The sequence below is a fragment of the Acidobacteriota bacterium genome, from assembly GCA_003696075.1.
Lineage (GTDB): Bacteria > Acidobacteriota > Polarisedimenticolia > J045 > J045 > J045.
Genome location: RFHH01000153.1, coordinates 1 through 12,952, shown reverse-complemented (window position 1 = coordinate 12,952; position 12,952 = coordinate 1). Strand labels below are relative to the sequence as shown.

General features: G+C 71.2%; 10 protein-coding genes. All 10 read left to right on the top strand.

Features of this window, described 5'->3' with window-relative positions; all coding sequences use genetic code 11:
* The coding region (gene accB, locus D6718_10360; GenBank protein ID RMG44300.1) for an acetyl-CoA carboxylase biotin carboxyl carrier protein at positions 1-402 on the top strand (402 nt) is incomplete at its 5' end.
* 82 nt (positions 403-484) lie between these two features.
* Positions 485-1,855: an acetyl-CoA carboxylase biotin carboxylase subunit gene (accC, locus tag D6718_10355; GenBank protein RMG44299.1), complete on the top strand. Its 1,371-nt coding sequence runs from the start codon at positions 485-487 to the stop codon at positions 1,853-1,855.
* A gap of 174 nt (positions 1,856-2,029) precedes the next feature.
* The gene (pilB, locus tag D6718_10350) at positions 2,030-3,754 is read left to right on the top strand and encodes a type IV-A pilus assembly ATPase PilB (GenBank protein RMG44298.1); all 1,725 of its coding nucleotides are present in this window, start codon (positions 2,030-2,032) and stop codon (positions 3,752-3,754) included.
* 38 nt (positions 3,755-3,792) lie between these two features.
* Complete coding sequence (locus D6718_10345) at positions 3,793-4,899, top strand: type IV pilus twitching motility protein PilT (protein RMG44297.1); 1,107 nt, start codon at positions 3,793-3,795, stop codon at positions 4,897-4,899.
* A 19-nt stretch (positions 4,900-4,918) separates the two neighbouring features.
* On the top strand, positions 4,919-6,121 hold the full coding sequence (locus D6718_10340; GenBank protein ID RMG44296.1) for a type II secretion system F family protein: 1,203 nt from the start codon (positions 4,919-4,921) through the stop codon (positions 6,119-6,121).
* A gap of 96 nt (positions 6,122-6,217) precedes the next feature.
* Complete coding sequence (locus tag D6718_10335) at positions 6,218-7,870, top strand: PAS domain S-box protein (GenBank protein RMG44295.1); 1,653 nt, start codon at positions 6,218-6,220, stop codon at positions 7,868-7,870.
* A gap of 2 nt (positions 7,871-7,872) precedes the next feature.
* Positions 7,873-9,279 carry a sigma-54-dependent Fis family transcriptional regulator gene (locus D6718_10330; protein RMG44294.1) on the top strand — a complete coding sequence of 469 codons (1,407 nt, stop codon included), beginning with the start codon at positions 7,873-7,875 and terminating at the stop codon, positions 9,277-9,279.
* A 182-nt stretch (positions 9,280-9,461) separates the two neighbouring features.
* Positions 9,462-9,926: a prepilin-type N-terminal cleavage/methylation domain-containing protein gene (locus D6718_10325; protein RMG44293.1), complete on the top strand. Its 465-nt coding sequence runs from the start codon at positions 9,462-9,464 to the stop codon at positions 9,924-9,926.
* Between the two features lie 35 nt (positions 9,927-9,961).
* The gene (locus tag D6718_10320) at positions 9,962-10,501 is read left to right on the top strand and encodes a prepilin-type N-terminal cleavage/methylation domain-containing protein (GenBank protein ID RMG44292.1); all 540 of its coding nucleotides are present in this window, start codon (positions 9,962-9,964) and stop codon (positions 10,499-10,501) included.
* A 133-nt stretch (positions 10,502-10,634) separates the two neighbouring features.
* The coding region (locus D6718_10315; protein ID RMG44291.1) for a hypothetical protein at positions 10,635-12,952 on the top strand (2,318 nt) is incomplete at its 3' end.

Genomic DNA, 12,952 nt, shown 5'->3' with positions numbered 1-12,952 from the left:
GTCAAGGACCGCCCGGTGAACGGCGCCCCCGAGGGCGCGGTGGCGGTCCCTCTGCCGGCCGCCGTCCCGGCCGCCCCGGCCGCGCCGACCCCGCCCGCCCCCGAGACCGCTCCCGCCGGTGCGGCGGTGGAGAAGGCGCCTGCGGCCGCGGAGGCCGAGATCCACGAGCAGAAGGCGCCGATGGTCGGGACCTTCTACCGGGCGCCCAGCCCGGAGGCGAAGCCGTTCGTCTCCGTCGGGGACCACGTCGAGGCCGGCCAGACGCTGTGCATCATCGAGGCGATGAAGCTGATGAACGAGATCGAGGCCGAGGTCTCCGGCACGATCGTGGACATTCCCGTCGAGAACGCGCAGCCGGTCGAGTACGGCGAGGTGCTGTTCCGGATCCGGAAGGATGCGTGAAACCGGGCGGCCATGCCGAGCGGTCCGGGGACCGAAACGCCGCGCCGCGGCCAGGCCGGACGCCTGCGGGGGAGTTCGGTAGGTGTTCGAAAGGATTCTCATCGCCAACCGGGGCGAGATCGCCCTCCGCATCATCTGGGCCTGCCGGGAACTCGGTATCAAGACGGTGGCGGTGCACAGCGACGTCGACCGGGATTCGCTGCACGTCCGGTTCGCGGACGAGGACATCTGCATCGGCCCGGCGCGCAGCTCCGATTCCTACCTGAACATCACGGCCATCATCTCGGCCGCGGAGGTCACCGGGGCGGACGCCATCCACCCAGGCTACGGATTCCTCGCCGAGAACGCCCACTTCGCCGAGGTCTGCGCCGAGTGCGGAATCACCTTCATCGGGCCGCGGCCGGAGACGATCCGCAGTATGGGCGACAAGGTCGAGGCCCGCAGGACGATGATCGCGGCGGGCGTCCCGGTGCTGCCGGGCAGCGAGGGAACCGTCGACGACCCCGAGGCCGCCCGGAAGATCGCCGCGGAGGTCGGCTATCCGCTCATCGTCAAGGCGGCCGCCGGTGGCGGCGGGCGCGGCATGCGGATCGTGGAGCGGGAGGAGGAGCTCGACGCGGCGATCGACACGGCGCGGCGGGAAGCGGAGGCGGCCTTCGGCGTGCCGGACATCTATATCGAGAAGTACCTGGTGCGGCCCCGCCACATCGAGTTCCAGGTCCTGGGCGACCTGCACGGGAACGTGGTCCATCTGTTCGAGCGGGAGTGCTCGATCCAGCGGCGCCACCAGAAGATCATCGAGGAGGCGCCCTCCCCGGCGCTCGACGACCGGCTTCGCCGGGAGATGGGGGAAGCGGCGGTCCGGGCCGCCCGGGCGGTCGGGTACCAGAACGCCGGGACGATCGAGTTCCTGCTCGACGAGGATGGCTCCTACTACTTCATGGAGATGAACACCAGGATCCAGGTCGAGCACCCGGTGACGGAGAACATCACCGGTCTCGACCTGATCAAGGAGCAGATCCGGATCGCCGCAGGGGAGCCGCTCGGCTACCGGCAAGAGGACCTTTCGATCCACGGCTGGTCGATCGAGGCCCGGATCACCGCCGAGGATCCGTGGACCTTCGCCCCCTGTCCAGGCCGGATCACCACCTTTCACCCGCCGGGCGGGCCGGGGATCCGCCTCGACACGGCCGCCTACGCCGGATACCAGGTCCTGCCGTACTACGACTCGATGATCGCCAAGCTGATCGCCAGGGCCCCGTCGCGGGAGGAGGTCGTCTCCCGGATGGCCCGCGCCGTCGAGTTCTTCGTCATCGAGGGGATTTCCACCAACCTGCCGCTGATCGCGGCGATCGTCCGGGACGACGACTTCCGGGCCGGGCGGCTGTCGACGCGGTTCATGGAGGAATTCCTCGAACGGCGGCGGAGGGAACTGGCCGCCTCCGCCGGCTGAGTTCCGGGCCCATCTCCCGGCTCCGGGAGGCGCGGGCCGCGGCTTGACCCCCTTCCGCCCGGCACCCAAGTTACCCCTCGTAGGTGAGAGGGCGCCGTCCCGGCCCGGGTGCGCTCGCCCGGAGCCGGGCGGGGCGACGCGGAGCCCGTATGCGGGTCCCGGTTGAAGGGTGCCATGTCTGAACGGATCGGTGAGCTGCTGCTCGCGGAAGGCCTGATCACGCCGGAGGCGCTCAACGAGGCCATCGAGCGCCAAAGGCAGGAAGGGGGGAAGATCGGCTACCACCTCGTTCGCCAGGGCGCGGTGAGCGAGGAGGACCTGGTCCACATCCTCTCGGAGCAGTACGGGATCCCCGCGATCGACCTCCGAAGCCTCTACCCCCACGTCGACCGGGCGCTCCTCGACCTGATTCCCGAATCGTTGGCCAGCCGGTACCAGGTGTTTCCCGTGCACAAGACCGGGAACATCCTCACGCTGGCGATGACCGACCCCACCAATGTCGTCGCCCTCGACGACATCCGGTTCCGGACGGGATGCGAGGTCGAGCCGGTCCTCGCCAGCGAGTTCGCCGTCAAAGAGGCGATCGAAAAGTCGTACGAGGAAAAGCGACTCACGCTGTTCCAACAGGAGGTCGACGGGATCGCGGATGGCGTCGAGGACGAGGACCTCGAGGTGCTCTCCGAGGAAGACGAACTCGACGCCACCAACCTCGAAGCGCTCAGCGCCGATGCCCCCGTCGTCCGGATCGTCAACAGGATTCTCATCGACGCGATCAACAAGGGCGCGTCGGACATCCACCTCGAGTCCTACGAGAAGGATTTCCGCGTCCGCCTCCGCATCGACGGCGTGCTCTACGAGTACATGCACCCGCCGGCGCGCCTTCGCGATGCGATCATCAGCCGCATCAAGATCATGTCCAAGCTGGACATCGCGGAACGCCGGCTGCCGCAGGACGGCCGGATCAAGATCAAGCTCCGCATCGACGGCCGCACCCGCGAGATGGATTTCCGCGTGTCGACCGTGCCCGCGCTGTTCGGCGAGAAGGTCGTGCTGCGACTCCTCGACCGCGAGAACCTGACCCTCGACCTCACCAAGCTCGGGTTCGAGCCGAGGTCGCTGGAGAAGTTCGAGGCGGCGATCCGCAAGCCGTGGGGCATGGTCCTGGTCACCGGACCGACCGGTTCGGGAAAGACGAACACCCTGTACTCCGCCATCTCGCAGATCAACACGACCGAGACGAACATCATGACGGCGGAGGATCCCGTGGAGTTCAACCTGCACGGGATCAACCAGGTCCAGACGAAGGAGTCGATCGGCCTGACCTTCGCCGAGGCGCTGCGCGCCTTCCTCCGGCAGGACCCGGACGTCGTGCTCATCGGAGAGATCCGCGATTTCGAGACGGCGGAGATCGCGGTCAAGGCGGCGCTCACCGGGCACCTGGTGCTGTCCACCCTGCACACCAACGACGCCCCGTCGACGATCAACCGCCTGATGAACATGGGCATCGAGCCGTTCCTGGTCGCCACCTCGGTGAACCTGATCGGGGCGCAGCGTCTCGTGCGGCGGATCTGCACGGAATGCAAGCAGGAGCACGAGCTGCCCAAGCAGGCGCTCATCGACATCGGCTTCACCCCGGAGGAGGCGGAGACCGTCACTCCTTACAAGGGCGCAGGGTGCCCCCACTGCAACAACAGCGGCTACAAGGGGCGGATCGGCTTGTTCGAGGTCATGGAGATCAGCGAGGAGATCCGGGAGATGATCCTCACCGGATGCTCGGCCATCGAACTCAAGCGCCGGGCGGTCGAGGAGGGAATGATCACGCTCCGGCGCTCGGGACTGGAGAAGATCAAGGCGGGGATCACGACCATCGACGAGGTGGTCCGCGAGACCGTCTTCTGACGGTTGTGGGGGTGGCGATGCCGGAGGCACAAACAACGTTGGTCTCGCTGCAGCAGCTCCTGAAGACGATGGTCGAGCAGGGCTCGACCGATCTCCACATCACGACGAACAGCCCGCCGCAGATCCGCATCGACGGGAAGCTCGTCCCGCTGCAGATGCCACCGCTCGACGCCGCGACGACCAAGGCCCTCGTCTACTCGGTGATGACCGACGAGCAGAAGCACCGGTTCGAGGAGAATCTCGAGCTCGACTTCTCCTTCGGCATCAAGGGGCTCGCCCGGTTCCGCGCCAACGTCTTCAACCAGCGCGGGGCGGTCGCCGCGGCATTCCGAACGATCCCCTGGGAGATCAAGAGCTTCCAGGAGCTGGGCCTTCCGGAGGTCGTGGCGCAGCTCGCCGAGAAGCCACGGGGCCTGGTTCTGGTCACCGGGCCGACCGGCTCGGGGAAGAGCACGACCCTGGCAGCGATCATCGACAAGATCAACCGGGAGCGCCAGGCCCACATCGTGACCATCGAGGATCCGATCGAGTACCTGCACTCGCACAAGCGCTGCGTGGTCAATCAGCGAGAGCTCGGCTCCGACACGAAGTCGTTCCCGGCGGCTCTCCGGTCGGCGCTGCGGCAGGATCCCGACGTGGTGCTGATCGGCGAGATGCGCGACCTCGAGACGATGGAGTGCGCGCTGCAGATCGCGGAGACGGGGCACTTGACGCTGGCGACGCTTCACACGAACTCCGCCGCGCAGACGATCAACCGCATCATCGACGTCTTTCCACCGAACCAGCAGCCGCAGGTGCGGGCGCAGCTCTCCCTGGTGCTCGAGGGGATCATCTGCCAGGCGCTGCTGCCCAAGGCGTCGGGCCGCGGGCGGGTGCTCGCGCTCGAGATCCTGGTCCCGAACTCCGCCATCCGGAACCTGATCCGCGAGGACAAGGTCCACCAGATCTACTCCATGATGCAGGCCGGCCAGGCGAAGCACGGGATGCAGACCTTCAACCAGTCTCTGGCGACGCTCTACTTCCGCCGGCAGATCACGCTGCAAACCGCGCTCAGCGTCTCGAGCAACCCGGAGGAGCTCCAGGAGATGATCAACCGCGGCGTCGGCGCCCTCAGCGGCGGCCCGGCCCGGCCGGCGCGGCGCTGAAGGTTGACGGAGACCGAAGATGGCCACGTTCGCCTACAAGGGAAGGTCGAGGACGGGGGAGACGCGCGAGGGCACGCTCGAGGCGGCCAACCGGGACGAGGCGGTCGCGCAGCTCCGCCGGCAGGGAATCGTCGTTTCGTCAGTCACGGAGAAGGGGAAGGAGTTCGCGCTTCCGCGCCTCCGCGGCGGCGTCAAGCAGAAGGACGTCGCCATCTTCACCCGGCAGTTCTCCGTGATGATCGACGCCGGACTGCCGCTGGTGCAGTGCCTGGAGATCCTCGCCGACCAGCAGACGAACCGGACGTTCCAGCAGGTCCTCAGCGAGGTCCGGCAGGACGTCGAGAGCGGGTCAACGCTGGCCGACGCGCTCCGGAAGCACCCCAAGGTCTTCGACGATCTCTACTGCAACATGGTGGCCGCCGGCGAGGCGGGCGGGATCCTCGACACGATCCTGCAGCGCCTGTCGGCCTACATCGAGAAGATCGTCAAGCTCAAGTCGGCGGTGCGCGGCGCCATGATCTATCCGGTGGCGGTGATCTGCATCGCCGCCGTGGTCGTGTGGGTGATCCTCACGTTCGTGATCCCCGTCTTCGCCGACCTGTTCACCGGGCTGGGGGCGTCGCTTCCGCTGCCGACCCGCATGACGATCGCGCTGAGCAACTTCCTCCGCGCCTGGTGGTGGCTGGTCGTGGCAGTGATCGGCAGCGGCCTGTTCGGTTTGCGGCAGTACTACCACACGGAGTCGGGCCGGCGGGCGATCGACGGCTTCATGCTGAAGATCCCGGTGATCGGCGGTCTGCTCCGCAAGATCGCGGTCGCTCGGTTCTGCCGCACGCTGGCGACGCTGACCTCGTCCGGCGTGCCGATCCTCGACGGACTGGACATCACCGCGCGCACCGCGGGTAACGCGATCATCGAGGATGCGATCCAGAAGGTGCGGTCGGCGGTGGAAGAGGGGCGGACCATCGCCGATCCGCTGCGGGAGACCGGCGTCTTCCCCGACATGGTCGTCCAGATGGTCGGCGTGGGAGAGCAGACGGGCGCGCTGGACGCGATGCTGTCGAAGATCGCCGACTTTTTCGAGGACGAGGTCGACGAGGCGACGCAGAATCTCCTGTCGCTCCTCGAGCCGGTGATGATCGTCATTCTCGGCACGGTGATCGGCGGGATCGTCGTGTCGATGTACCTGCCGATATTCAGCCTGGTCAGCAAGATCGGCTGACGGACCGGGACGGCGCGGCGGGCGGCGGCGCCCGCCGCGCCGCGCGCCCGCGCCGTCCGGGCGCAGGAGGGAGCAGGGGGCGGCGGACGGCGACCGATGAGCGGCGTGCGACACAATCTCCGGAGGCTCAACGCGGCGCGGGCCGTCGCGGTCAGCACGCTCCTTCTGTCGGTGTTCGTCATCGAGCTCACGTTCGCCCCGCGCGGCTCTCTGCGCCCGCTGTACCTCCTGTCCGCCGCCGCTTACGGAACGATCCTCGCGTACGCGCTCGCCGACCGCCGGTTCGGCGACCGGCCGGGATTCGTCGTCGCGCAGGTGGCCGGCGATTCGCTGCTCGTGCTCGGGTTCGTGCTGGTCACGGGCGGCAGCCTGTCGCCGCTGACGTTCCTCTTCGCCCTGCCGGTGATGGTGAGCGGAGCGCTGCTCGGCCTCCGCGCCGGGACCGCGATCGCCGCCGCGACCTGGTGCCTGTACGCGGTTCTGCTCGGGTGGGACGCCCTGCGGCTGCCGGTCGACGAGCTTCCCCCCGGCCGGGCCCTCTATGCGGCGGTCTCGCATCTGCTCGGCTTCCTGGTCCTCGGCGCGCTCGGGGGCGTGCTCGCCGACCACCTGCACCACGCCGACCGCGAGCTGCGCAAGCGGGGAGGTGCACTCGCCGCACTCCGGGCGCTCCACGCCCACATCGTCGAGTCGATTCCCACCGGGCTGCTCACCGCCGACGGAGAGGGGCGGATCACCTTCGTCAACCGCGCCGGGAGGAAGATCCTCGGCCTGCCGATGGAGCGCCTGATCGGGCGGCCGGCCGCCTCGCTGCTGCAGTGGCCCCCGGGCTTCTTCCCCCCCTCCTCCGAAGCGCTCGCCTCCGGCCGGCTGCAGCGCTTCGAGCGGGAATGGCGTCCCGCCGAGGGCGACCCCCTGCTCCTCGGGTTCAGCGTCTCCGAGCTGCGCGGCGAGGGCGGCCGGGCGGACGGCTGGCTGGTCGTGTTCCAGGACCTGACCGAGATCGCCACCCTCGAAGAGCAGGTCCGGACGCGCGAGCGGATGGCGGCGCTCGGTGAGATGGCGGCCGGAATCGCCCACGAGCTCAGGAACCCGCTCGCCGCCGTCACCGGTTGCGTCCAGATGCTCGACGAGGCCGCCCCCCAGGAGCGGGACCGACTCCGGACGATCGTCCGGGAGGAGGCGGAGCGGCTCAACCGGATCATCAAGGACTTCCTCGAGTTCGCGAGCCCGGGGCCGTTCCGGCCACGGCCCACCGACCTGGTCGAGCTGATGCGCGGTCTCGCTGCGCTGCTGGAGAAGAGTCCGGTGATGACGCCGGCGCACGAGGTCAGGGTCGAGGCGTGCCCCGGCGCCGGGCCCGCCCTGGTCGATCCGGACCGCATGCGGCAGGTCTTCTGGAACCTGGCGACCAACGCCCTCAAGGCGATGCCGGCCGGCGGCCGGCTCACGGTGAGGATCGCTCCCCACGGCGCCGAGGAGCTGATGGTGGCGTTCGCCGACGAAGGTCACGGGATGGACCGCGAAACGGCCCGCCGCTACTTCCAGCCGTTCCAGGGTCGATTCCGCGACGGAAGCGGCCTCGGAGCGGCGATCGTGTACCGGATCATCGAGGAGCACGGGGGGCGGGTGCAGATCCTCTCCCGTCCGGGACGGGGCACGGAGGTCCGGGCGATCGTTCCGGCGGCCGCGGCCGCGCCGTCGGCCGGGCGGCCTACGGCGGCCGCCGCCGCGGCGGGGAGGGCCTGACGATGGCGCTGGTCCTCGTCGTGGACGACGAGCGCGGCATCCGCGAGGTTCTCCGGGCCGCCCTCGCCGCCGACGGACACGACGTGCTCACCGCCTCCGGCGCCACCGCGGCGCTCGAGCACCTCCGCGAGCGTCCCGTCGATCTTCTGATCACCGACCTCGCGATGCCCGGCATCGACGGCGTCGAGCTGCTCCGGCGGGCTCGCGAGATCCGCCCGGACGTGCCGGCGATCGTCATCACCGCCTACGGGTCGAAGGAGACGGCGATCGAGGCGATGCGCCACGGGGCGGTGAACTACCTGGAGAAGCCGTTCGACGTCGAAGAGCTGCGGCTCCACGCCGCCCGGGCTCTGGGCGAGCGCCGCCTGAGCCACGAGAACAGGCGGCTCCGAGCGCGGCTCGGAGTGGCCGAAAGGCTGATCGGCTCGTCTCCCGCGATCCGGGAGCTGCGCGAGCTCGTCGCCCGCATCGCCCCCTCCGACAGCACGGTGCTCATCACCGGCGAGTCGGGGACGGGGAAAGAGGTGGTGGCGAGGGCGCTGCACGCCGCCTCGCCGCGGGCGGCGGAGCCGTTCGTCGGCATCAACTGCGGCGCGATCCCGCCCGAGCTGCTCGAGTCGGAACTCTTCGGCCACGAGAAAGGCGCGTTCACCGGAGCCGAGCGGGCGCGGCGCGGCCTGCTCGAGGCGGCGGCGGGCGGGACGCTGTTTCTCGACGAGATCGGCGACATGCCGGTCGCGATGCAGGTCAAGTTGCTTCGCGTGCTTCAGGAGCGCACCATCCGGAGGGTCGGCGGCACGGAGGAGATCCCGGTGGCGGCAAGGATCGTCGCGGCGACCCACCAGGATTTGGAGGCGCTCGTGCGCGAAGGCCGGTTCCGGGAGGATCTGTACTACCGCGTCCACGTCATCCGGATCCACGTCCCGCCCCTCCGGGAGCGAAAGGAGGACATCCCCGAGTTCGTGCGCTGCTTCGTGCAGCGAATCTCGGAGCGCTCCGGCCGGCCGATCGATGCCATCGATCCGGCCTTCCTCGACCGGCTGACCGGCTACGACTGGCCCGGCAACGTCCGGGAACTCGAGAACGTCGTCGAGCGGGCGGTGACCCTGGCCCGCGGCCGGCGGCTCACTCCCGACCTCCTTCCGCCCGAGATCGGCGGCCGGCCGCTCGCGTCCCCGCCCGGGGCCCTGCCGGAGCGGTTCGACCTCGAGGCGCACCTGGAGCAGGAGCGCCGGCGCTACATGGAGGCGGCGCTCGAGGCCTGCGGGGGAGTCCAGACCCGGGCGGCGGAGCGGCTGGGCATGAGCTTCCGGTCGTTCCGCTACTTCGCGAAGAAGTACGCGCTGGGCGGGCGGGATTCGGCGGCCCGCACCGCCCGGACCCCGGAGCCGGTCGGGGAGGGGAGGTGACAATGAGTGTCACCGGCGAGCCCGGAGCCGTGACACTGGCTGTCCGGCCGTCCGCCCGGCGCAGGCGGGGCCGGCGTTCCAAGTGCTTCGTACTGTTGGGATTCCGTTCCGCGGTGACCGGTGGCGCCGCTGGCACCCGGGTTGCTATAAGGCGAGTGCATCCACATGGGAGGTGACGACTGATGCAGCGCAAGGACCGTGGTTTCACCCTCATCGAGCTGCTGATCGTGGTGGCGATCATCGGCATCATCGCGGCGATCGCGATCCCGAATCTGCTGAACGCCATCGATCGCGGCCGCCAGAAGCGCACGATGGCGGACATGCGGTCCATCGGGACGGCCGTCGAAGCCTACTCGGTGGACGAGAACCAGTACCCGAACACGGGGAACACGACGACGCTCGTCGACGTGAACGGGAACCTCGACACCTATATCGAGCCGATCTACATCAAGAAGGCTCCGGACGAGGACGGCTGGTCCAATCCGCTGAAGTACGCCTCCGACAGCGCGGACTACACGATCCGGTCCTACGGGAAGGACAGGACGAAGCAGAACAGCCCCCCGGGCGGCAAGACGAGCAACTTCGACGACGACATCATCTTCATCGACGGCGCGTTCACGCAGTGGCCTGAGGGCCAGCAGCAGTAGCGAACGGACCCGAGCCGGGGCGTGGGGACGGCCCCATGCCCCGGCTTTCGTCTATCCGGCGCCGTGCCGGTCCAGGGAGGAGCCGCATGTTCACCCCAGCTTCGGCCCCCGCCGGCGGATCCCGCCGCACCGCATCCGGCGGCTCCGATCGCGGGTTCACCCTGGTCGAACTCCTGGTTTCCGTGGCGATCATCGGCATCCTGTCCGCGATGGCGGTGGTCAACCTCCGGTCGGCGATCGACCGGTCGCGCCAGCGCCAGAGCATGGCCACGATGCGCAACGTCGCGAGCGCGATCGAGGCCTACAACGGTGACAACGGCCACCTCCCCACCAACGGGATCACGGCGCAGCAGCTCGCCGACGTCCTCGCGCGAGGCGTGTTCTACAGCGTCGACACGACGGACGGGTGGAACAACGATCTCGTCTACACGTCGGACGGCGCGTCCTACACCGTGGAGAGCTACGGCCGCGACCTGGCCGACGGGCCCCAGAACATCACGCGCGCCACGCGGGACGAGTACGACTACGACATCGTCCTGAGCGACGGCCAGTTCTCCTTCAGCCCCGAGACCTGAGGCCGCGGGGGCCCCGCGGCGCGCGGCGATATACTGCGCGCCCGGTGCGACCGCCGGCCCCGGCCGGGAGGCGGTCCGCCGCTGCGCGTCGCGCGGCCCGCCGCCGCGCGGTGCCGGGAGGGACGAGCGCGCGGTGACCGACCGGCCGCGGGACACGGACGCCCCGGCGCCATCGCGGAGGTCGGACCTGCGCGCGGCGGCGCTCGCCCTGGCCGTGGCGGCGGCGCTCGCCTTTCCGCCGGAAGTTCACCCGGAATGCGGCCCGATCGTGGCCCTCCTGCTCGCGGCGGCGGCGCTCACGCTGCGGGCACCGAAGGCGGCGTCGATCGCCGCCGGTCTCGCCCTCGCCGGCTTCAACCTCGCCGTCTCGCTCGCGCCGGGACGGACGATCGACACGCTGGCCCGCCTCGCGCTTCCGGCGGGCGCCTTTCTCGCCGCGCGAGAGCTGGAGCCGCGCCGGCGGGGGCTGGTGCTGGGCTCGGCGGCGGCGGTCGGTGCGGCCCTCGGAGTGCTCGCCGTCGCGCAGCGCCTGTTCCTCCTCCCGCGCGAGGCGCTCGCCGCTCGGGCGGCCCAAGCCGCTCCCGAGGTGGTCGCGCGCCTCGCGTCGGGGCGGGCGTTCGGCACCCACCTGGTCCCGGCCGCGCTCGGGGGCGCCCTGGTCGTCGCTCTCGCCGCCCTCGGGGCCTGGCGCGCCCGCGCCGCGCGCGCCGCCACCGCCGCGCTCGCCGTGCCGATCGTGGCCGGCCTGCTCGCCACCGCCTCGGTGGGCGCCTTCGCCGGACTCGCCGCCGGGGCGGCCTTCGCCGCGGTGCGCCGGGCGGTGCGACCGCGCCGGCTCGCCGCTGGCGCCGGGGCGCTGCTCCTTCTCCTTCTCGGCCTCGTCGCGCTGCGTCCCGGCAGCCTGGGCGATCTGGACCGGCCCGACCACCCGCTCCGTCTCCGGGCGGGAAACTGGAGGGGCGCGGTGCTGGTGGGTCTCCGGCGCCCCCTGGTGGGCGCCGGCCTCGGCGGATTCGGAGCGCTCTATCCGCGGGTGCGGCGCCCGGACGACTCCGAGACGGTCTACGCCCACAACTCGTGGCTCCAGCTCGCCGTGGAAGGGGGGCTGCCGGCGGCCGCGCTGCTCGGAGCCGCGGCCTTCGCCCTGTTCCGGAGGCGCCGCTCGGCCGCGGGCCCGGAGAGATGGGCTCTCGCCGGGACGGCCGCGTTCGCCGCGCACAACCTGGTGGACTTCACCTTCTATCTTCCGGGCGTCGCGGTCCCCGCGGCGGTGCTGGCGGGGATGGCCTTCCCCGCCGGTGCTCCCGCCGAGCGCGCCACCCGGTCGCGCTCCGGCCGGTGGGTGCTCGCGGCGGCGCTCCTCGCGGCGGCCTTCCTGTGGACCGGTACGGCCCTCGCGCGCCGCGCCCTGGAGGCGGCCCAGGCCGACCCGGCGGCGGCGCTCGGCACCGGAGCCGCTCCCTGGAGCCCGCGCCTCGCCGTGAGGGCCGCCCGGAGGCTCGCCGCCGTCTCGCCGGCGGCCGCGCGGGCGCTGGCCCTCCGGGCGCGGCGATGGGATCCCGCCGCACCCGGTCCGGAGCACCTTCTCGGCGATCTCGCGCTGGCCGAGGGCGCCCCGGCGCGTGCGTGGCGCCACCACAGGGCGGCGCTCGCCCGTCACCCCGCCGATCCGGATCTCGCCGAAAAGGTCGAAGCGGAGGAGAAGGCGCTGGCGGAGGCGGGGCTGGGTGAGGCACCCGTGGCCTTGCCGCAGCCGGAAGGTCCGGTCCGGTGGCCGTGGTCCTCATGGGACGACCTTCTGCTCGGCATCCACCTGCTCGCCGCTTTCTTCGTCCTCGTCCGCTGGCGCCGCGGCGGGCCGGCGCCGCCGGAGACGCTCGCCCTGGCGCTCGCGCTGGCGCTCTCGGCGTGGGGGGAGGGGGGCGCGCTGCCGGGTGCCCGGTGCGGGCGGCAGATCCTGCTCGCCGCCGGCGCCTTCGCATGGCTCGCGAGAGGCCGCGCCCGCGGCGCCCCGTCCGGGCGCGCCCTCGCCCTCGGGGGCAGTCTCTGGCTCTGGGTGGCCGTCGCGGCGTCGTTCGCGCCCGACCGCTCGGCGGCGCGGGACGGCCTCGCCGCCTGGATCGGCGCCGGCCTCGCGCTCGTCCTGTCGGCCTCCCTCGCCGGCCGCTTCGAGCGTTGGCCCCGGCTGCTCGCCGCCCTCGCCCCGATCGCCGCGGCCGGACCGGCCCTGCTGTATGCGGCCCAGCGCGTCGCGGAGTTTGCCGGCTTCGCGCTCGACCGGGCGCCCGTTCCCTTCAGGGTCTGGGCTTCGCGGCCGGCGGCCGACTTCCTCCACCCCGGCCACCTCGGAACTTTCCTCGTCGCGTGCGGCCTGCCCCTGCTCGCCTCGGCCGGCGGCGGGCGGCGCGGGCGGGCGGCCGGGACGGCCGGGGTTCTGCTCCTGCTCGCCGG

Excerpts from the sequence above, each read along its gene's own strand:
- pilB (RMG44298.1), top strand. The coding sequence starts at position 2,030 with ATGTCTGAACGGATCGGTGAGCTGCTGCTCGCGGAAGGCCTGATCACG.
- D6718_10340 (RMG44296.1), top strand. The coding sequence starts at position 4,919 with ATGGCCACGTTCGCCTACAAGGGAAGGTCGAGGACGGGGGAGACGCGC.
- D6718_10335 (RMG44295.1), top strand. The coding sequence starts at position 6,218 with ATGAGCGGCGTGCGACACAATCTCCGGAGGCTCAACGCGGCGCGGGCC.
- D6718_10330 (RMG44294.1), top strand. The coding sequence starts at position 7,873 with ATGGCGCTGGTCCTCGTCGTGGACGACGAGCGCGGCATCCGCGAGGTT.
- D6718_10325 (RMG44293.1), top strand. The coding sequence starts at position 9,462 with ATGCAGCGCAAGGACCGTGGTTTCACCCTCATCGAGCTGCTGATCGTG.
- D6718_10320 (RMG44292.1), top strand. The coding sequence starts at position 9,962 with ATGCCCCGGCTTTCGTCTATCCGGCGCCGTGCCGGTCCAGGGAGGAGC.